We start from the raw sequence: 17,739 nt of genomic DNA, 5'->3' as shown, positions 1-17,739 counted from the left end.
AACCCACTCTGGCTTGGCTCAGCCGCCCACCCGGGGCAGCCCGCCGTCATGCAGCGCGCTGGCCACCAGCCAGGCACAGGCGCCGGCGTCGCTGGCTGCCTGCAGGTCACTCTGGTTGCGGATGCCGCCGGCGCCGACGACGAAGGTCGTGGGCGATTTGCGACGCACATTGGTAAGCGTCTCCAGGTCGGGGCCCGCACCCGCGCCGACGCGTTCGAGCGTCATGACGATCACGCGCCGGGGCCACAGGGCGGGCGCGTCCCAGCAACCCGCGACGTCCAGGTGCTGGCCATCACGGCGGTCCAGCGACAGCACGCCGTCCCCGTCACCGTCGAAGCAGCGCTCGAGCTCTTCGCGCGACGCCAGCGATTCGCTGCCGAAGACCGGGACGACCTGCTCGCCCGCGGCGCCGAGTTCCAGCCGGAGCGCATCAGCTGCGTGTGCGTTGGCAAAGCCGGCATCGAGCCACAGTTCGAGCCCGGGCATGGCTTGCAGCAGCGTGCGCAAAACCGCAGACTGGCCCGGGCGTCCGAGCAAGGCGTCAAGGTCGGCCACGTACAGCTGCCGCGTGGCGCAGTGCTCGCACAGGATCTTCGCCACCGTCACCGGATCGCTGCTGTTGCACAGCCGCGACTCGATGGGCCGATACGACTGGCGGTTGCCGCGCACGGCACGCACCACTTGACCCTGCATGAGGTCGATGACTGGAATGAGGTTCATGTCGAGCGAACAAAAAGGGGGAGACAGGTGGAGCGATGAAACGGATCTTTGTGTACGAGTACCTGAGCGGCGGCGGGGACATGGCCCCCGGCGAACTTCTGGCGATGGGCCAGTCCATGCGCAATGCCATCATGGCCGACTTGCTTCGCCTTGGAAACCTTGACCTGTCGGTCGCGACCTGCACGGCGGCGTCGCGCGTGCCGGAACCCGCCCGGCCGGTCACGCCGCGCAACGGCGAACCGGCCTTCGAATTCGTCCGGCGCCAAGCCAACACGCACGATCTCTCGTGGGTTGTCGCGCCCGAAACCGATGGCGTGCTGGCGAGCTTGCAGCAATGCGTCGATCCGGAACGCTGGCTGGGCTGCGATGCCCCGGCGATCGAACTCGCGACGCGCAAGCGCATGACATTGACGACGCTGGCCGAAGCGGGCATTGCCACGCCCTTGGCCTTCGAGCATGAGCCGGAAACCACGCGCTGGGTGGTCAAGCCGGACGACGGTGCCGGGGCCGTCGAAACCCGCCTGCATCACGATCAGGAATTGGCGATGGAAGACTGGTCAACGCGCTCGCGTGCCGGCCGCGCCATGGCGATCGAGCCGTGGGTCGAGGGCGTCGCACTCAGCCTGTCGCTGCTGTGCGGCCCGAAGGGATACGAACTGCTGAGCATCAACCGCCAGCACCTGGACATCGATGCACAGGGCCTCCTGTCGTTTCGCAGCGTCGACGTGAACGCAATGCCGCTCACGGATCCACGCGCCGCGAAGCTCGGCGCCCTGGCCGCGCGCGTGCACCGGGCCGTTCCTGGTCTGCGCGGCTTCGTCGGCATCGACCTCGTGTGGCATGAACGACGCGGCCCCGTGGTGATCGAGATCAACCCGCGCGTGACCAGCGCCTACGTTGACCTGTCGCGCGCGCTGGGGCGCAACCTGGCTGCCGAGGTGATCGCCACCCGCAATGGCGAGCGGGATTCAAAGGCGGTGCATGCGCATGTCTGAACGCACCGTGATCGGCTGGGACATCGGCGGTGCGCACGCCAAGGCCTGCCTTCTGCAAGGCGGCGAAGTGTTCGACGTGGCGCAATGGCCCTGCCCTCTGTGGCTGGGCATGGACCGGCTCGATGCCGTGCTCCATTCGGCTCGCCAGCGATGGGATGGGCTGGCGGCGGCGCAGCACGCCGTCACGATGACCGGCGAGATGGTCGACCTGTTCGCGGACCGTGAAGATGGCGTGCGAAGGATCGCGTCGGAGCTGGCGCGTGCACTGCCGGCGCCGCAATTCTTCGCCGGGGACGCCGGCTGGTGCCGCGACGCCGAGGTGCCAGACCTCTGGAACGCCATCGCGTCGGCCAACTGGCTCGCGACGGCACGCCACGCCGCACTGAGCATCGGCACCGGCTTGCTGGTGGACATCGGCAGCACGACATCCGACCTGATCGCGTTCAAGGACAGCCGCATCCTCACCGCCAACCGCACCGACGCGCAGCGCCTGGCCAGTGGCGAGCTGGTCTACCACGGCGTGGTGCGCACGCCGCTTTGCGCAGTGGCGCAGCGCATCGATTGGCGTGGGACGCCGCACAACGTGATGAACGAGTTTTTCGCGACCAGCGCCGATGTCTACCGCCTGACCGGTGAACTGAACCCTGCCCATGATCTGCATCCGAGCGCCGACAACGCCAGCAAGGACCTGGACGCCACCCGGCAGCGGCTGGCCCGCATGATCGGCCTCGATCGGCGAGATGCCTCGCCCGACGATTGGCTGCACTTTGCGCTGTCCTGGCGAGCACTGCAGGTTGGCGTGCTGGGCGGCGATATGCGCCGCGTGATGGAAGCGTACGAGCTGCCGCAGGACGCGGTGATCGTCAGCGCCGGTTGCGGCGACTTCCTGGTGAGCGATGTGGTGGCAAGTGCATTGGCGGGCACGGCCGAGCCATGGCCCGCGCACCGTCACGTCGCGTACGGTCGCGACGTCGCGCGTGCAAGGGCGGACACCGGCACCGGCCGCGCCGCAGTGCAGGCGTGGGCCCAGGTGTGCGCGCCGTGCGTCGCCGTCGCAACGCTCTTCGACATGGACCCCACCGTATGTGGATCGTGAAGATCGGCGGAAGCCTGAACGCAAATCCGCTGCTGCCGGCATGGCTGGACCTGCTGGCCGAATGCGGCGGGGGTCGCGTGATCGTCGTCTGCGGTGGCGGCGCCTTCGGCGACGAAGTGAGGCGCGCCCAGGCGCATTGGCGCTTCAACGACCTCAGCGCGCACAACATGGCGATCCTCGCGATGGCGCAGACCGCCTACCTGATGCACGGCTTGAATCCCTCGTTGCAGCTCACGCGCACCCGTTCGGACATCCACCGTGTGCTGCACAAGGGACACACGGCGCTGTGGCTGCCCCTCGAACTGCAACGCAGCCGATCGACCGCCCAGACGAACTGGGAGTACACCTCCGACAGCATTGCGCTCGATCTCGCCCATCGCCTCAATGCGGAGCGCCTCGTGCTGGTCAAGTCGTGCGAGATCGACCCGAGGTTGAGCCTGGTCCAGTTGGGCGAGGCGGGCGTGGTCGATCGGTCTTTCGGGGAACTGTCGGACGGCGCGGCGTTCCCGATCGACGTCGTTCACTGCAACGAAGTGGCGCGCGTTCGTGCATTGCTCCTGGGTCAGGTCAGGTTTGACGATGAATGATGGGATGGGCCGGCTGCTTCGGCGGACTCACGGTTGTGCATCAGTGCGACCAGTGAATGCAAGCGCTGTGGGTCGAGCGCCGCGCTTCGGTCGCCCGCGCACACGGCCGTGCGGAAGCCTGCGAAGTCGGGCGCGAGCGCGCGCAACAAGGGTTCATGCGTCGCGCGCAGCGCGCCCGCCAGGCCGACCATCGTCCCGGTCGCGCGCACCGCGGCGATGAAGCGGCGCAAATCGTCCATCGGCACCGCGTCGAACAGGCTGCCGGCACGTTTGTCGAAGGTGTCGGCCATCACGCCCGGAAACCCCAACGCGCAGGCATGTGCGACATCGGCGAACTCCAATCCCTTGTCGGCGATGAAGACCGGCACGATGGGCCAGCCGCTGGCGGCGAGCGCATCAAGAACCACCCGCCCCTGCGGCACGCGCTCGATCCCAACCTTCACATAGTCGACGCCGCACGCACCGACCGCATCGACGCATGCGGCAATACGTTCAGCCTCGTGCATCGCCACGTCGCCGATGGTGGCGCTGATCGCCAGGCCGCTGGCGTGCCGGCGCAGCGCACCCACGATCTCGCGAATGGTGGCGATCGGCAAGCCGCCCAACGCACCATGGCCCGGTTCCTTGAGGTCGATGAAGTCGGCTCCCCCTTCCGCAGCCAGCAAGGCTTCTTCGACGCTTCGAACGCTGACGAGCAGTTTCATGACGATGGTCCCTGCATGACATCGGCGGCCCGGGCGCGATGATTTTGCACTGCGTCGACCAGCCAGCGCCATGCTTCACGCTCATTGGGGCCGGCCGTCTTGTCGATGGCGATCTTCAGATAGGCCATTTCGCTGTCCACCTTCTGCGGCGGCAGCATGTGCAGACGGCTCACCAGCACAGCCCCCTCGATCACGGCCGCCTGCGCGCGGTTGAATCCGGCGAAGCTCGAATGGATGACCTCTTGCACCCGCATCATGTGCAGCACCGGACGCTCCACGTCGTCGATCCGCTCGGCCAGCCTCAATTCGACGTGGCTCAAGGCGCTGTCCAGGCGAACACCTGCGATCTTCTCTGCCGGCTGCGTCGGCCAATCGCGGCGGCCGGTCACGCAGCCGGCGAAGACGCGGGTGTCCGTCACGATGTTGAGCACGGCACAACCGGTCGCGCAGATGTTGTCGTAGGTGGTCGAAGGCTTGAACGGCATCAGCACCACATGCTCGCCGCGGTAGCGCACGCCCATCGGCGCAACATGCGGCTTTCCGTTGGATGCAACGGTGGTCACGACGGTTTCGAAGATGACGTCGTTCATTTGAAGGGCTCTTCGGTCGTCTTGCGAGGGGCCCTCGTCGTGCTCGGCGCGCACCATGCATCGAGGTCTTCGGCGCTGCGATCCACGGCGCAGCCCCAGTCCAATGGCTGATCCTGCACATAGCGCTTGCCGAGCTTGTGGGCGATCTCGGCGTGTGCCAGTTCCACGCCCATGTAGAAGGCGTGCGCCGCGTCGGCTTCGAGGCCGAGTTGCGGCCACAGCTCGAACGCGCCCAGCCCCCTGCGCAACCCGTCGCGGTTGTAGACATGCAGGCCGCTCGCAGACACCTGCACGCGGAAGTTCGGATCGCGCACTTGGGCCGCGGTGGCCGCGATCTCTTCGGGCGTATCGAGAAACGGGCGTTTGGCATGCACCGTCATCAGCGCATCGCTCAAGCCCTTGGGCAGCGTGCCGTGGTGGCGCGCCGCGTACATGATGCGGCGCGCCCAGTCGGCCTCCTTCACCGCGCGACGGGCGTGGTTGCTGACTTGCGTGGTCAACACGGCGGCGACGTCGAGCTCGGCGCAGATTCCGAACAGCAATGCGTTGATGCCGCTGGTGTCCGCCTCCGTCAATTCGGTCAGGTTGCCCACGCCCATCATGATCGGCACCTCGGGAAAGCGCTCGCGCAGCCGGTGATAACGCACGATCGATTTCGTCAGGCCGAACGGGATCGGGTCGAGGATCGAATCGGCGAGGAACGCCCTGCCCCGCCGCTGCATGGCTTCGACCGCCTCGTGCAGCGAGGCCTCGTCGCTGGGGACGCGAGGGATCAGGATCGGGGTGGATGCGACCTCCTCTGCCACCCACAAGGTGTCCAGCGTCAGGCTGAGCAGGTAGTCGGCGCCCGCGCGGCCGCCGCGCAGCAGCTCGGCGGTGTCGACCGAATCGACGCTGACCTGGAAGCCCCCGGCTTTCAGCGCCTGGACGGCTTCCTCAAGGCGATCGAATGGCGTCTCAGGCAGGCAGCCCAGGTCGATGACGTTGGCGCCATCGGCCCTCAGGCGCCCGGCGCGCGCGACGATCTCCGGCACGGTCAGTCGAGGCGCATCGACGATCTCGGCAAAGATCGCGACCTCGTATTCGTCCACCATGATGGCCTTGGCGGCGCGATCGAAGAAAAGCGGCAGGTCCTTTACCTCCTCGGGACCGCGCTGCACCGGAACGCCGAAGTGCCGAGACAACGCCTCCATGTCGCCACGACAGCGCCCCGGCACGACGATGCGATCGACGCCCTCCTGCAGCGGCACCCGGCGGCGGATCATGTCCGCCGTCATCAGCCCGGCAACCTGCAAACCGAGGTCTCTCACTTCCCACGTGAACGGGGCGGCATCGATGCCGGCCAACACCCGCTCCAGGCTCGGCTGTGCGAGGTGCCCGGTCAGGAAGAGGATGTGTTCCATGCGCGAGAGATTTCCTTCAGTCGGACGTCGAGTGCGGCTTCAAGTTCGGCCGGCGAGGTGACGACCCGGCAGAAATCGATCCCGCGCAGGCGCTCCACGTTGTCGAGTTCGATCCGCCTCGGCCGCAGCGTGACCCAATCGTGCGGCGACCGGGTCACGACCACCGGCTCGGTGTCGCATGCAAACACGATGCCCGGTATGCCCCGCTTGCCGGCCTGCGCGAACATGTTGGTCGGCAGCGAATCGCTGATGCCGTAGGCGCACTTGGCCACGGTGTTGCTGGTGGCCGGCGCGACGACGACGGTGTGATAGATGTCCTCGTACAGCATGCCCACGGGCACGCCGCTGGCCGTCTTGTCGCGAAAGATGCGAAAGCGCAACTTCAGATCATCGAGGTGCAGCCGGTAGATCTCCAGGACTTCCTCGCCGGCAGCGGAGAGAAACAGGTCGACGTTCGGCAGTCGCGCAGCCAGCGCCATCGCCTCATCGAGAAAGTGGCCGGACCCGGTCACGCACCAGGCGAAGCGCGAACGCGGCTCGGCATGCTCGGCCGGCGCCGCGTCGTCGGGCGCATCAGGATTCTTGCTCGGGATGGGAGACCTCGATCTGGAGCTTGTGGATCTTGCGGTAGAGCGTGTTCCGGCTGACATCCAGCGCCTTGGCGACGTTGCTCACATTCCAGCGGTACTGCTCGAGCATCTGCAGCAGCAACTGCCGCTCGTTGGCCTGGATGAGGTTGAGCTTGGCGCTGCCGGGCGCGTTGTCGCCGTGCACCTCGCGCGCCGAGCCCGGCACGGCGGCCGATGTCGCGGCAGGCACCGACATGTCGACCCGCTCGGTATTCATCCCGAGCAACGGCTCACCGTCACGTGTCGATTGGAGGTTGACCGCCATCGCAGGAAGGTGGATACGAGTGACCGGCCTTCCATCGGCCAGCGCCGCCGCAGTGCGCAGGACGTGCCTCAATTGACGGATGTTGCCGGGCCACTGGTGCGCCATCAGCAGCCGCTCGGCCTCGGGACTCAGCGATGCGTCGGGGCCGCCTTCGGCAGTCAGCAGCGCGCGAATCAGTTGGAGCTTGTCGCTGCGCTCGCGCAACGCCGGCAATTGCACTTCGACGCCTGCGAGCCGGTAGTAGAGGTCTTCCCGGAACCGGCCTTCACGCACCATGCCCGGCAAGTGACGATGGCTGGCGCTGATCAACTGGAAGTCGACCGCATGGCTTTCTTCGGTGCCCAGTGGCGTGACACGACGCTCGTCGAGCACGCGCAGGAGCCGCGATTGCAGTTCGAGCGGCATGTCGGCGATTTCGTCGAGGAACAGCGTGCCGCCGTCCGCCTGCAGGACCTTGCCGCGGCGCCCGGAGCGCTGTGCGCCGGTGAAAGCACCGGCGCAATAGCCGAAGAGCTCGGATTCGATGAGCGCCTCGGGCAGGCTCGCGCAATTGATCGCCACGAACGGCCCTCCCGCCCGCGGGCTGCCGTCATGCAGCGCGTGGGCGAAGACCTCCTTGCCCGAACCGGTTTCGCCGCACACCAGCACCGGCGTACCGCGGGCGATCACCCGCCGGCCGATGGCCAGTTGTTCGGCAAGGCGCGGGTCTTCGAAGGTGCACTCGGTCGACACGCTGCGCAGCACGGGCGTCGGCCGCGCCTTGACGCGAGAGATCGTTGGAATCGACAAGTCGCTCGGTGACGACGATGACGACGATGGCAACGAGGCCGCCACCGCGTCCGCGACCGAGGCCGGGCGTCGCGCCACCGCGAAGAAACGCAGCGCCGCGTCGGTCCCGTAGGTCACGACCGGATGGAACGATGACGAGGCGCTTCGCTGCAGCATGTCGGCGAGGGAAGTCTGGAACAGGTCTTCGATGCGTCGCGATCGGATCTGGTCCATCGTCTGCAAGCCGAGTTGGAACATGGCGCTGCGATTGGCGGCAAGAATGCGCCCGTCGTCGTCCACCGCGAGCTTGCCTTCGTGCAGTGTGTAGACAAACTCCGGGCGACTGTGGAAATGCAGCGGATGGGCGTTGCGGAATTCGCGATCGATCAGGCGGTTCTCGATCATCCGCGCCGTCATGGACAACAGGACCAGCAGATGCTGCTGCATCAGGCTGGAACGGCTCGTCACGTCGAGCGCCGCGACGATGTTGCCCAAAGGGTCGAACACCGGGACGGCCGAACAGGTGAGCTGCGTGAACTGCGTGAAGAAGTGATCGTCGCGGCACACGGTCACCGGGCCGGCCGCAGCCAGGCAGGTTCCCATGCCATTGGTGCCTGCCTCGGTTTCGCTCCAGACGCCACCGGCACGCAAGCCCAGCGGCCCGACTTCGGCAGCGAACTCGGGCGACGCCACCATGTGCAGGATCACGCCGTCGGTGTCGGTCAACAACACTGCGATCTCGCTGTCGGCCAGCTGCTGGTAGAGCGTGGTCATCTCGTACCGCGCGCACTCGATCACGCCTGCGTGACGCGTGCGCCGCTCCTCGAGTGGCGCACGCCCGATCACGTTCGGGTCGTGCGGCTTGTCCGGTCGCAGGTGGTACTGGTCCAGACAACGGATCCAGGAGCGCATCACCACGTCGGTGGTCTGGTCCTGGAACCCGCCGCGCACGATGCCCAGCACACGATCCGCGTGGGGATCTGCCGGCTTCGCGCTCTTTCGAAGAGTCAGCGCCATCGATTGTCTCCATGTGCGACCGGCCCACCGGATGCGCGGTGCCTGGAACGCACTGTCTGTATGGCCCGCATTTTGCAGCGTGAGTTCACAGTGCGCAAAGATACTTTTTGCGACAGCATGGACCCCACACGCGAAGGAGCACCTTGACTTCCGAGCAGCATCCGGCAAGTTCCGCGCCCGTGGTTGCGCAGCCCCCATTGGCGGATCTGAGCGCCATGGACGTGATCTTCATCGAAGGCTTCGTCGGCAATACCGTCATTGGCATTCATGAGAGCGAGTTGCACCGCACACAGCCTCTGGTCATCGACGTGCATGCGGGACTGGCCCGCTCGCGGGCCTGCGACACCGACCGCATTGCGGACACCATCGACTACGCGGCCGTCTGCGAGCGACTGCGCCGCCTGCTGGCCGAGCACGAACTGAAGTTGCTCGAGGCCTTTGCCGAAGCGATCGCTGACATCGTGATCCACGAATTCGGCGCGATCTGGGTCCGCGTCAAGGTCGTCAAGCCGAAGAAGTTCAGCGATGTGGCTGCCGTCGGCGTGCAGATCGAGCGCCGGGCGCCGCTACCCAAGGAACACCCCTCCCGCGCAGGCGCAGTCCTGCATTTGATCGGCGCCGGCATGGTCCCCGGGTAACAAGCACACCCCCAGGTTGGCTCACTTCGTGTAGCCGCCCACCCCCTTGCAGGGGGCAACACCAGCGGCCCGGCAAAGCCGGTTCCGCGGTGTTTCTGGAAGGGGCCTGGCTTTGCCGGCCGCAGTTTTTCAGGTATGCGCTGCGAACGGGTGGGCGGCGCTGCCCTTCTTTGCGACGACTTCGGCGGCCGTGGGCGAACCGGTGACGGCGCGCTGGATCGCTTCCTTGGTGGCCTGGTAGTTGTAGTCCTGGATTTTCGTGTCGTCGTCAGCCAGCCAGTGGATGAAGACGCCGACGCAGACGAACAGGTTGTCGGCTTCGGCCTGAGGAATGGTGCCGTCCTCGACACAGTCGGCCACGGCCATGGCCACGGCACGCTGGGCCGGACCGAACATCTGCACGGCCTGCTTGGCGCCCTTGATCGTGACCTTGTTGAAGAGCACGGTCGCGGGCTTGGTCAGCAGGTTCGGTGCAACGACGGCCAGCAGACAGGTGAAACCGTCCTTCTGGTTGGTCAGTGCATTCGCGAACGCTGTTTCGGCAGGGCTGCCGCGCGGCCCGATGATCAGATCGATGTGAGCCACTTCATTGCCCTCACCGACGAGTGACTCGCCGACCATCATGCGATCAATTTTTGCCATGGTTTTTAGTCTCCTGGATTGCGTTCTGGGCCAAAGGGACGCCGGCCTGCCGGCCGGCGCAATCCATCAGATATCACGTTCCGTGCCACCCGTCCCGGCCTGCGCGACGGCAAGTCACTGCGAGCCTGTCAGACCCGCGATCAGCAACGCGGCGACCGTCAAATCGGCCGTGGTTCCCGGGTTGATCCCGTCTGCCTTGAGCGAGGCGTCCCAGGCTGCGAATTGAGGATCGCCATCGAGCCCGCCTTCGCAGCGCGCGCGCACCCGCCATCCCTGCGCCGCAGTCATGACAATGTGTGCCACCGCCTCGCCATGAATTCGAACAATGTGTGAATCGGCAACGCTGCCCAGCAGCGCCAGATAGAGCCGCTGGACCGCAGCGACGGTGCCGGCATCCGGCGCGCCGTTGGCCGACGGCGCCATCAGCGAGAACCTGGTTCCGAGCGTCGGCAACCCCAGGTCGAACAGCATGCCGTAGCCGTCGCGGTACTGGCGCGCGATGCTGTCCCGGTGTGCCGCGAGCGCCATGGCCGCGCGCAGGCCGACACTGGGCGCGCGCCTGACGTCTTCGTCCGGCGCCGTGCCCAGGCCGCCCGGGCGGGCGCGGGCGATGGCGCGGAAGGCCGCCTGTGCATCGGACAAGTCGAGTGCGCCCAGCACGGATTCGATGGCCTCTCGCAAGGCTGTCGGCGCCGTGGCGTCGGGCCGCAGATCCACAGCCCGTGCGATGGGCGCGCACAGCAGCACGATGCCCAGGTTGGTGTTGCATCCGGCGACCGCCCATGTCGCATCCACTGCAGCCTCGATCCGCTCGCCCACCGATGCCCCGGGCTCGAACAGCGGCCCGGCCGCGGCCTTCGCGCTGGCGATAAAGCTCTCGGCCGTCATGCCATGCCCGGCAGAGGCGCGGCTGACGTTGCCCGGCTTCCGCACAGCCACATCGAGTTCGCAGGCGCGCAGGAAGCACACCCTGGCTCGGTCGGTCGTATTCATGCTTGGCGCGGCATCGTCGACCGCGCGCCGGCCCGGGCGCTGGCCAGCTTGCGGTCGAGCAGGTCGTCGACGATGCTGCGGGCGATGTCGAAGCCGGTCACGCGCTGCAGGCCCTGCCAGGCGGCGACGCCGTTGACTTCGATCACCTGGATGCCGCGCCTCGACGGCATCAGGTCCACGCCGGCGTAGTCCATGCCCAGCGCCAGCGCGGCACCTTCAGCCAGTTCAGCGAGTTCTGGCGTCAGTTCAGCCGGTTCGCAGCGCGCGCCTTGGGCGACGTTGTGGATCCAGTGACTGCTCACCCGCCGCATCGCGGTGACCGCCCTGCCCCCGACCACCAGCACCCGCCAATCGAAGCCGGGCGTCGTCAGCGCCGGAATGAAGCGCTGCAAGTAGGCAAGCGATCCGTAGGTGGCCTCAAGATTCGGCAGCGGGTGATGAACGCCATCCGCCTGGCCCACCAACTGCAGGCCCTTGCCCTGCGAACCGAACAGCGGCTTGAGCACCAGCGCGTGGCCGGCCGCGCCTTCGCGGATCGCGATGCGCTGCGCGTGTGCGAGCGATTCGGTCGCCCAGGTCGGCGGCGATGCGATGCGCGCGGCGTGCAGCAGCAGGCTGGTCATCGACTTGTCGACGCTGCGTTCGATCGCCCGGGCGTCGTTGTAGACGGGCACGCCGAGTTCGCGCATCGCATGCAGCACGCCGAGCCGCTTCGTGACCTGCTCGAAGGTTCCGCTCGCGATGCCGCGCACGAGCGTCGCGTCGGGCAGATCGCGACCAAAGCCGGGGATGACCAGGCCATGCCAGGCGGCCGTCGTATCGATCCGGCAGTCCGCCAGATCGACGCAGCGACCGACGCAGCCTCGCGCCCGCAGCGCCGCCTGGAGCCGGCGCGTGTGCCAGCCGGTCTCGTCCGTCATGATGGCCACCGTGAAGGCCATCACCCCTCCTGCCGCCACAGGCCGAGCAGCAACGGCATGTCCAGGCCGCCGGCGTGCCAGGTGTGGCCGCTGTCGAGGTTGCCGACCCACACCTCGGCCGGCGCGAACAAGGCGCCGTCGATCTTGTAGAAGTCGTATTCCGCTGCCTTGAAGATGTCGGCGAACGAACGACCGTGGTCGCTCGAGTTGCGCGAGGGCAACTGCCTGGCAAGCTCACGCGCCGCTGCATCGTCGCCACGCACGGTGAGATGGACGCGCCCCCCGTAGAGGATCGCGTCGTTGGTGCGTCCCATGGCCTCGACGCCGTCGGGACTGGGCGCCGGCAATGGCGCCGCGCCCGCGCCGCCCACGATGTTGCCGAGGTCGAAGCCCAGCTGATGCGCCTTGTGCAGCGCGACCTCGAGCACGCGCGTCACCACCTGCGTGGTGCCGGCGAGGCTGGTCGTCGGCGTGAGGATCAGGGTCAGCTGCTCCGCGCTCAAATGGCAGTCGCGCAGCAGCTTGTCGATGATCACCTGCGGCGGCGGCCGGTCGACCTCCATCACGAGCACGCCCGCATCCGCATGATCGCGATAGCCGAGTTCATCGAAGAGCGTTTCCTTGGCCGCCAGCGCGCGCGCCGGGCCGGAACCGAGCGAGAAGAACTTCTTGCCCCCCGTTTCCTCCTTGCTGGCCGCGAGGCTCCACCCGGCGTACTGGCTGCCCAGGCAGGCCAGCACCGGTTGCGCGCTGTGCACTTCGATCCAGGTGGGCCAGCCTTCCAGTCCATCGGGGCGCAGGACGATCTGGCCGAGGCCGCCCATGCAGATCTCGCCCACCAGCAGGCCCGCCGCGACGCTTCCGCCCGCTGCAATGCCCGCGTCGACGATGAAGGGACCACCCTCGTCGCGGCGCACTCGCACGCCGAGCGCATCGGCATTGGCAAGCAGCCGCTCGACGAGCGGTCGGGCGAGCGCGTTCACGCTGAGCTTGCATGCGGCCAGGGGTGGTGCCGCCGTCGCGTCCGTCATGCGGAGATCTCCAGGGATTGATGCACGGCCTCGCAGCCGCGCTGCAGCAACTCGCGCACGTGCTCGGCGTTCGCACCGCTCGCACTCACGCTGCACAAGGGATCGCCGGCTTCGAAGGCCGTTGCGGCGATCGGCAGGTCGTGGCAGCCGGGGCGCGCGGCAAGACGCTGCGTGGCGGGCTCGTCCAGCCAAAGCCGACACGGTGCGAAGACGACTTCGGTGCCGCGAACGAGGCCGTTCGCCTGCGCGGCCCTTTCCGGCAAATCGCCCCGCACACAGGCACGCACGTGCGCGGCCACCATGCCAGGACCGTAAAGCGCCATGCTGGCCGGCGGACGCGGATTGACTTCGAGCACGTCGACGGCTTCGCCATCGAGCATGAAGTCCACGCTGCCCAGACCGCGCAGCGAGAAGGCCGACACCAGCGCGCGCAGCGCCGCGGTGACCTGGTCCGCCGCGACGGGGGGCAATGGCACCGGGCCCACCGAACCGCAATACACGAAGGGCCGCCCCGCCAGGGGCCGCACGATCAGTTGATTGAAGCCGAACACCGAGGCATCGCGCCCATTCGCGACGAATGTCGCCGACATGGGCCTGCCTGCGCTCTCGCGCTGGAAGTACTGATGGACGCCCAAGACGTCGGGCGATGCGGCCCGGCGAATGTGCCAGCCACCGCATCCATGCGCATCCTTCACGAGCCAGCCGACTGCGTCCTCGGGCGCAGTCACCCGCACTGTCGGATGGGCGATCCCTCGCGCGTCGAGGAATCCGAAGAAGGCCTGCGGGTCCCGCACGCGCCGCATGGCGTCGGCCTGCGTTCCGATCAGCGGCAACAGCGCCGCGCCAGTTTCCAGCAGATCGGGCCGGCCCTCGAAGCCGGAGCCGGCGATCCAGCCGGCGACACGGCCCCTCTGCGCGAGCCCTTCGAGCACGGACAGCAGCCGTTCGCCATCGATGCTCAAGCTGGCCGGATCACCGATCGAATGCCATTCGGCGCAGGCACGACGGGTGTCCGCGTCTCCGAACAGATCGAGCGCCACGACCTCGAAGCCGTCATCGACGGCCGCTTCGGCCAGCATCCGCGCGGAGATGGAGACCACGGCAAGCGCTGTCATGGCGGGCGGTCGGATCAATCAAGCCGCCTTTTCGGCAATGAAGGCACGAGCGGTGGCAAATGCCTCCTTGAAACTCAACACCACGGGCGATTCGGCCTCATGCATCTGCACCAAGAGCCGTTGCTGCGTCTGGTATTTGACGTTGCCGATCGCCAATGCACCGACACCCACCGCCGCGGTGCCGGGCAAAGGCTTGGCGTTGTCCATCACGCCGACGCCGGCAATGCCCTCGGGCGGCACCGCGTTCACATCGGCCGCGACCTTGAGCTGCTTCGCGAAGGTCAGCGTCTCGGCCGAGACGACCTGGACGCCTGCCGGCGCGCAGGCGAGCAGAACCTCGGCGTCGGCGATCGATGCGCGCACGGCGGCCTGATCGCCGCCCGCGACGCCGCGCAGGCTGACGCCGAAGCGCTTGCCGGTCTCGCCCGCAGCCGCTTCGGCCGCATCAGTGCCACCGCGGCTGGAGAGAAATACCTGCGCGCCCGACTGTGCCGCGATCACACCGGCAATGCGGCCCACCGGCCCCGTGCCACCGAGGATGACCACGCGCCGGCCGTCCAGGCCTTGTGCGCCCTGTGCGCCTTGTGCATGCTGGCCGGCAAGCGCAGCCTCGACGCAGGCCACCATCGCGGCCGCGGTCGTGTAGGCGCCGCTGGGGTCCGCCATCAGCGACACGACGAAGGGCTTGAACATGGCCGCCTTCGCACGATCGAGCATGTCGGCGGCCTGCAGCACGTCGCGCCCGCCGATGAAGATGCCGGTTCGCAGCAGGCCCTTCGGACTGCGCGAGAAGATGGTGTCCTGCGTGAGCCCGGCAACGCCGTCGGTGCCGACCTCGCAGTACGGCACGACGATCTGGTAGCCGGCGTCGGCCGCCATGTTGATGTCGAACGGGCTCATCTGCCGGCCCGGTGTGAACATGTGGAGGATGTAGGGGCGTTCCATGAAGACGACTCTGCGTTGAACTCAGGACATGGGCACTTCGAGACGCCGATCGAGCAGCGTGGCCCCGGTGTTGCGACCGGAAACAACGCGCAGCGTCAGCGATGGGGCGATGAGGTTGGCCGCCAGCATGGCATCGACCGCGGCTTCCGCGCGCGCCTGCGATGGGAGGATCGCGAAGCCGGTCGGGCCCCAGGAGCTCTGGCCGATGGCGGCCACGTGCTCGGCCTGCAATGCCCATCCAAGCAGTCGACCCACTGCTTCACTTGCGAAAACACGGCCACCCTGCGCGGGCGCGAAATGCTCGCCCAGCACGTGCTGGATGCGCGTGACGCCTGCCGCGAAGGGCGCGAAGTCGCCCGTGGCGGCGCCCGGCAGCACGCGCATCAGCACCTGGTGGCAGATGTCGGCGGCGAGCGCTCGGGGCAATGGCGGCAAGCTGGCGATGCGCTGTCTTTCGTCGTCGCCCGACAAGCCCTTCTGTGCGCTGTCCTGCACGATCAGCACGCGCCAGGCTTCGGGCAGCGGAATACGCGACAACACAGCCGCAGGCGCGCCGTTCGCACCCGGGCCGCCGTCGACGATCAGCCCGCCATGGTCGAATCCTGCAATGCCGATGCCCGACCGCAGCCCACGACCCAGCCATTGCGCCAGCGCGGCCGTGGGGACACTCAGGCCGTGCCACAGCGCGAACGCCCGGCCGATCGCCAGTGCCAACTGCGTCCCCGAGCCGAATCCAGCATGCGCGGGCAAGACCTGCAGCAAGCGGAGGTGCAGCGGTTCGCCACGACCGCTGTGTGCTCGCAGCAGGCCCAGGCACGCGGCCGCGCGCTCGATCTCGGCATGCTCCGCGGGCCCCCTCGCCGTGATCTGGTCGAGGGGCGACGCGCTGATCTCGACCTCTGTTTCGAAGCCGTTGATCATCAGCCCGACGCTGCCAAAGCGCCGGCCCAGGGATGCGGCAGGGTCGAGAAATCCGAGATGCAAACGCCCGGGCGCACGCAGTGCGACGGTCGTCGGGCGGTCGGCAAAGCTCGCTTCGGGAATGTTTCGAGGGCGATCCATCGCGCTTTCGGTGTAATGAAGTTCAATGGTTGTTCAAGGCTTGCAAAGCAAGCTCTGTTCCGCTGACCTCTCTCCCGGGACCTCGTGCGCGGTCTTCGCGAGCGCGCGCTGACTTGTATCGAGTTGAGGACACTGTGTCACCACGCAACGTCCCCGCGCGCAGGTCAGTCGTACTTCAGGTACTTGAAACGCGGATCGTCCGGCGTGCCCTCGAGCACCGCGCCTTCCACGGCGCCGGGTTGCCACATCACGACTTCCTCGATCTTCCTGGCGAGTTCGAAGTCCTTCTCGGTGATGCCCTTGGCCGCGTGGTTCATCAGCTTCACCGTGACGAACGCGTATGACACCGTGAGATCCGGGTGATGCCAGGCGGCTTCCGCGAGGTGGCCCACGGTGTTGACCACCATCAGCGTGCCTTTCCAGCCGCTGGTCTTGAACTTGCGACGAATCCACCCGTCCTCGAAGTACCACTTCGGCAGCTCCTCGGCGAGCCGTGCGACGGTTTCTTCGGGCGTGAACACCTCGGAAGCGGACTGCTTGCGCCATTTGGTCATGTCGGTCTCTTTCAAAGTGGCAATGATTGAATGCTATGGCGCCATGGGCCCCTGCGTACGTTGGCCCGTGGATAGCCGCGATGGCGAGAGAGGAGTCCCAATGAGCCGCATCCAAGGTTTCGCGAACGCCACCATGACCACGTTGCTGGCTGTGGCCGGCGCCATGAACGCCACGGCGGCGGACCTTTCGGTAGATGAAGTCAGGGCCGCGCTGAAGAACGCATCGCCAACCACGGCGGCGGACCTTTCGGGCAAGGACCTCTCGGACCTCGACCTGAGCAAGCTCGACTTTCGCAACGCCAACCTGCGGGGCACGAGTTTCTTCGGCAGCAAGCTCGTGCTGTCCGACTTCCGCGGCGCAGCATTGGAAGGCGCCAACCTGAACGGTGCCTGGCTGATGGGCACGGATTTCACGGGGGCCAACCTGACCCGCGCGAGTCTGCTTTCGGTGGTCATCCTGGGTGGCGAGGTCAAGAAGATGCCGATCTTCAAGGGCGCCAACATGACCGGGGTCCGGATGATCGCGGACCTGCCTGGGGCGGACCTCTCCGGGGCCAACTTCAGCAATGCCGTCGTCGGCGTCAACATCAAGAACCAGGGGATGGGACAGATGCGAACCGATCTCGCCAGCGCCAACCTGGCGGGCGCGACACTGGCGGGCGCCGACTTCAACCGATCGTTGATGACTTTTTGCAACCTCAAGGGCAGCAATCTGCGCGGCGCGAATTTCTTTCGCGTCAAGCTCGGAGGCGCCGACCTCACGGACGCCGACGTGACCGGCGCCGATTTCACCGAGGCCGATCTGGACGCGACGGTCTTTCGCAACGTCAAGGGTTTCGCCGAAGCCAAGGGACTCGACCGCGCGGCTAATCTCGACAAGATCGTTCGTTGACTAGGGCCTGTTAACACATGAATGACCCTCGCGTGAGGCCCCAGAGAGGGCCCAATCTAGGCGCCAAGCGGAACTGGGGTGCGACCCCAGTGAGCATTGGCAACGACGAGTGGGCCCTCTCTGGGGCCTCACCCGAAGGGCCGKGGCGGCAAGGGGCGCAGGGCGTCGTTGCG

At 67.2% G+C, this 17,739-nt stretch carries 19 protein-coding genes; 5 read left to right on the top strand and 14 right to left on the bottom strand.

Annotation, left to right across the window (positions count from 1 at the left end):
* Positions 1-18: 18 nt before the first annotated feature.
* Entirely contained in the window at positions 19-720 is a 702-nt protein-coding gene (locus tag AC1DN9_RS23200) for a HisA/HisF-related TIM barrel protein (protein WP_478104005.1), read from the bottom strand.
* A gap of 35 nt (positions 721-755) precedes the next feature.
* Between AC1DN9_RS23200 and AC1DN9_RS23195 the strand changes: the two genes are divergently transcribed.
* From AC1DN9_RS23195 to AC1DN9_RS23185, 3 genes are read left to right on the top strand one after another with little or no spacing between them, the layout of a single operon-like run.
* The gene (locus AC1DN9_RS23195; protein WP_478104004.1) at positions 756-1,715 is read left to right on the top strand and encodes an ATP-grasp domain-containing protein; all 960 of its coding nucleotides are present in this window, start codon (positions 756-758) and stop codon (positions 1,713-1,715) included.
* Entirely contained in the window at positions 1,702-2,811 is a 1,110-nt protein-coding gene (locus tag AC1DN9_RS23190) for a hydantoinase/oxoprolinase family protein (RefSeq protein ID WP_478104003.1), read from the top strand. The genes AC1DN9_RS23195 and AC1DN9_RS23190 overlap by 14 nt, the downstream gene beginning before the upstream one ends.
* On the top strand, positions 2,799-3,398 hold the full coding sequence (locus tag AC1DN9_RS23185) for an amino acid kinase family protein (RefSeq protein WP_478104001.1): 600 nt from the start codon (positions 2,799-2,801) through the stop codon (positions 3,396-3,398). The genes AC1DN9_RS23190 and AC1DN9_RS23185 overlap by 13 nt, the downstream gene beginning before the upstream one ends.
* Here AC1DN9_RS23185 and AC1DN9_RS23180 read toward each other — a convergent pair.
* From AC1DN9_RS23180 to AC1DN9_RS23160, 5 genes are read right to left on the bottom strand one after another with little or no spacing between them, the layout of a single operon-like run.
* The gene (locus AC1DN9_RS23180; RefSeq protein ID WP_478104000.1) at positions 3,374-4,102 is read right to left on the bottom strand and encodes a (5-formylfuran-3-yl)methyl phosphate synthase; all 729 of its coding nucleotides are present in this window, start codon (positions 4,100-4,102) and stop codon (positions 3,374-3,376) included. The genes AC1DN9_RS23185 and AC1DN9_RS23180 overlap by 25 nt on opposite strands.
* Positions 4,099-4,692, bottom strand: a complete 594-nt coding sequence (locus tag AC1DN9_RS23175) for a DUF447 domain-containing protein (RefSeq protein ID WP_478103999.1) — start codon at positions 4,690-4,692, stop codon at positions 4,099-4,101. The genes AC1DN9_RS23180 and AC1DN9_RS23175 overlap by 4 nt, the downstream gene beginning before the upstream one ends.
* Positions 4,689-6,095: a DUF6513 domain-containing protein gene (locus AC1DN9_RS23170; RefSeq protein ID WP_478103997.1), complete on the bottom strand. Its 1,407-nt coding sequence runs from the start codon at positions 6,093-6,095 to the stop codon at positions 4,689-4,691. The genes AC1DN9_RS23175 and AC1DN9_RS23170 overlap by 4 nt, the downstream gene beginning before the upstream one ends.
* A complete protein-coding gene (locus AC1DN9_RS23165; protein WP_478103996.1) occupies positions 6,074-6,745 on the bottom strand; it encodes a flavoprotein in 672 nt (223 codons plus the stop codon). The genes AC1DN9_RS23170 and AC1DN9_RS23165 overlap by 22 nt, the downstream gene beginning before the upstream one ends.
* Complete coding sequence (locus AC1DN9_RS23160) at positions 6,669-8,774, bottom strand: sigma-54-dependent Fis family transcriptional regulator (protein WP_478103995.1); 2,106 nt, start codon at positions 8,772-8,774, stop codon at positions 6,669-6,671. The genes AC1DN9_RS23165 and AC1DN9_RS23160 overlap by 77 nt, the downstream gene beginning before the upstream one ends.
* Before the next feature lie 143 nt (positions 8,775-8,917).
* Between AC1DN9_RS23160 and AC1DN9_RS23155 the strand changes: the two genes are divergently transcribed.
* Positions 8,918-9,412 carry a dihydroneopterin aldolase gene (locus tag AC1DN9_RS23155; RefSeq protein WP_478103993.1) on the top strand — a complete coding sequence of 165 codons (495 nt, stop codon included), beginning with the start codon at positions 8,918-8,920 and terminating at the stop codon, positions 9,410-9,412.
* A 129-nt stretch (positions 9,413-9,541) separates the two neighbouring features.
* On the opposite strand, the gene fae is transcribed toward AC1DN9_RS23155, so the two are convergent.
* The 8 genes from fae to AC1DN9_RS23115 all read right to left on the bottom strand — a co-directional run bounded on the left by fae (position 9,542) and on the right by AC1DN9_RS23115 (position 16,674).
* Complete coding sequence (gene fae / locus AC1DN9_RS23150; RefSeq protein WP_478103992.1) at positions 9,542-10,054, bottom strand: formaldehyde-activating enzyme; 513 nt, start codon at positions 10,052-10,054, stop codon at positions 9,542-9,544.
* A gap of 114 nt (positions 10,055-10,168) precedes the next feature.
* The gene (locus tag AC1DN9_RS23145) at positions 10,169-11,047 is read right to left on the bottom strand and encodes a triphosphoribosyl-dephospho-CoA synthase (RefSeq protein ID WP_478103991.1); all 879 of its coding nucleotides are present in this window, start codon (positions 11,045-11,047) and stop codon (positions 10,169-10,171) included.
* The gene (locus tag AC1DN9_RS23140) at positions 11,044-11,988 is read right to left on the bottom strand and encodes an ATP-grasp domain-containing protein (RefSeq protein WP_478103989.1); all 945 of its coding nucleotides are present in this window, start codon (positions 11,986-11,988) and stop codon (positions 11,044-11,046) included. The genes AC1DN9_RS23145 and AC1DN9_RS23140 overlap by 4 nt, the downstream gene beginning before the upstream one ends.
* Entirely contained in the window at positions 11,988-12,998 is a 1,011-nt protein-coding gene (gene mch, locus AC1DN9_RS23135) for a methenyltetrahydromethanopterin cyclohydrolase (RefSeq protein WP_478103988.1), read from the bottom strand. Before mch ends, AC1DN9_RS23140 begins: the two co-directional genes overlap by 1 nt.
* Positions 12,995-14,113 carry an ATP-grasp domain-containing protein gene (locus AC1DN9_RS23130; protein ID WP_478103987.1) on the bottom strand — a complete coding sequence of 373 codons (1,119 nt, stop codon included), beginning with the start codon at positions 14,111-14,113 and terminating at the stop codon, positions 12,995-12,997. The genes mch and AC1DN9_RS23130 overlap by 4 nt, the downstream gene beginning before the upstream one ends.
* An 18-nt stretch (positions 14,114-14,131) precedes the next feature.
* The gene (locus tag AC1DN9_RS23125; protein WP_478103986.1) at positions 14,132-15,058 is read right to left on the bottom strand and encodes an NAD(P)-dependent methylenetetrahydromethanopterin dehydrogenase; all 927 of its coding nucleotides are present in this window, start codon (positions 15,056-15,058) and stop codon (positions 14,132-14,134) included.
* Positions 15,059-15,079: 21 nt separating this feature from the next.
* Positions 15,080-16,120: a beta-ribofuranosylaminobenzene 5'-phosphate synthase family protein gene (locus AC1DN9_RS23120; protein WP_478103984.1), complete on the bottom strand. Its 1,041-nt coding sequence runs from the start codon at positions 16,118-16,120 to the stop codon at positions 15,080-15,082.
* A 164-nt stretch (positions 16,121-16,284) separates the two neighbouring features.
* A complete protein-coding gene (locus AC1DN9_RS23115) occupies positions 16,285-16,674 on the bottom strand; it encodes a 4a-hydroxytetrahydrobiopterin dehydratase (protein WP_478103983.1) in 390 nt (129 codons plus the stop codon).
* A gap of 100 nt (positions 16,675-16,774) precedes the next feature.
* On the opposite strand from AC1DN9_RS23115, the gene AC1DN9_RS23110 reads away from it, so the two are divergent.
* Positions 16,775-17,566 (top strand): pentapeptide repeat-containing protein, encoded by a 792-nt coding sequence (locus AC1DN9_RS23110; RefSeq protein ID WP_478103982.1) that lies wholly within the window; start codon positions 16,775-16,777, stop codon positions 17,564-17,566.
* The last annotated feature ends 173 nt before the right edge of the window (positions 17,567-17,739 follow it).

The sequence above is a fragment of the Variovorax sp. 05L425 genome, from assembly GCF_056397705.1.
The sequence above is the reverse complement of the archived record's forward strand: the minus strand, read 5'-3'. Positions and strand labels throughout refer to the sequence as shown.

Coding starts and splice junctions, on each gene's coding strand:
- AC1DN9_RS23160 (WP_478103995.1), bottom strand. CDS start 8,774: ATGGCGCTGACTCTTCGAAAGAGCGCGAAGCCGGCAGATCCCCACGCG.
- AC1DN9_RS23165 (WP_478103996.1), bottom strand. CDS start 6,745: ATGTCAGCCGGAACACGCTCTACCGCAAGATCCACAAGCTCCAGATCG.
- AC1DN9_RS23140 (WP_478103989.1), bottom strand. CDS start 11,988: ATGGCCTTCACGGTGGCCATCATGACGGACGAGACCGGCTGGCACACG.
- AC1DN9_RS23170 (WP_478103997.1), bottom strand. CDS start 6,095: ATGGAACACATCCTCTTCCTGACCGGGCACCTCGCACAGCCGAGCCTG.
- AC1DN9_RS23110 (WP_478103982.1), top strand. CDS start 16,775: ATGAGCCGCATCCAAGGTTTCGCGAACGCCACCATGACCACGTTGCTG.
- AC1DN9_RS23200 (WP_478104005.1), bottom strand. CDS start 720: ATGAACCTCATTCCAGTCATCGACCTCATGCAGGGTCAAGTGGTGCGT.
- mch (WP_478103988.1), bottom strand. CDS start 12,998: ATGACGGACGCGACGGCGGCACCACCCCTGGCCGCATGCAAGCTCAGC.
- AC1DN9_RS23175 (WP_478103999.1), bottom strand. CDS start 4,692: ATGAACGACGTCATCTTCGAAACCGTCGTGACCACCGTTGCATCCAAC.
- AC1DN9_RS23115 (WP_478103983.1), bottom strand. CDS start 16,674: ATGACCAAATGGCGCAAGCAGTCCGCTTCCGAGGTGTTCACGCCCGAA.
- AC1DN9_RS23180 (WP_478104000.1), bottom strand. CDS start 4,102: ATGAAACTGCTCGTCAGCGTTCGAAGCGTCGAAGAAGCCTTGCTGGCT.
- AC1DN9_RS23125 (WP_478103986.1), bottom strand. CDS start 15,058: ATGGAACGCCCCTACATCCTCCACATGTTCACACCGGGCCGGCAGATG.
- AC1DN9_RS23145 (WP_478103991.1), bottom strand. CDS start 11,047: ATGAATACGACCGACCGAGCCAGGGTGTGCTTCCTGCGCGCCTGCGAA.
- AC1DN9_RS23185 (WP_478104001.1), top strand. CDS start 2,799: ATGTGGATCGTGAAGATCGGCGGAAGCCTGAACGCAAATCCGCTGCTG.
- AC1DN9_RS23120 (WP_478103984.1), bottom strand. CDS start 16,120: ATGGATCGCCCTCGAAACATTCCCGAAGCGAGCTTTGCCGACCGCCCG.
- AC1DN9_RS23130 (WP_478103987.1), bottom strand. CDS start 14,113: ATGACAGCGCTTGCCGTGGTCTCCATCTCCGCGCGGATGCTGGCCGAA.
- AC1DN9_RS23195 (WP_478104004.1), top strand. CDS start 756: ATGAAACGGATCTTTGTGTACGAGTACCTGAGCGGCGGCGGGGACATG.
- AC1DN9_RS23190 (WP_478104003.1), top strand. CDS start 1,702: ATGCGCATGTCTGAACGCACCGTGATCGGCTGGGACATCGGCGGTGCG.
- fae (WP_478103992.1), bottom strand. CDS start 10,054: ATGGCAAAAATTGATCGCATGATGGTCGGCGAGTCACTCGTCGGTGAG.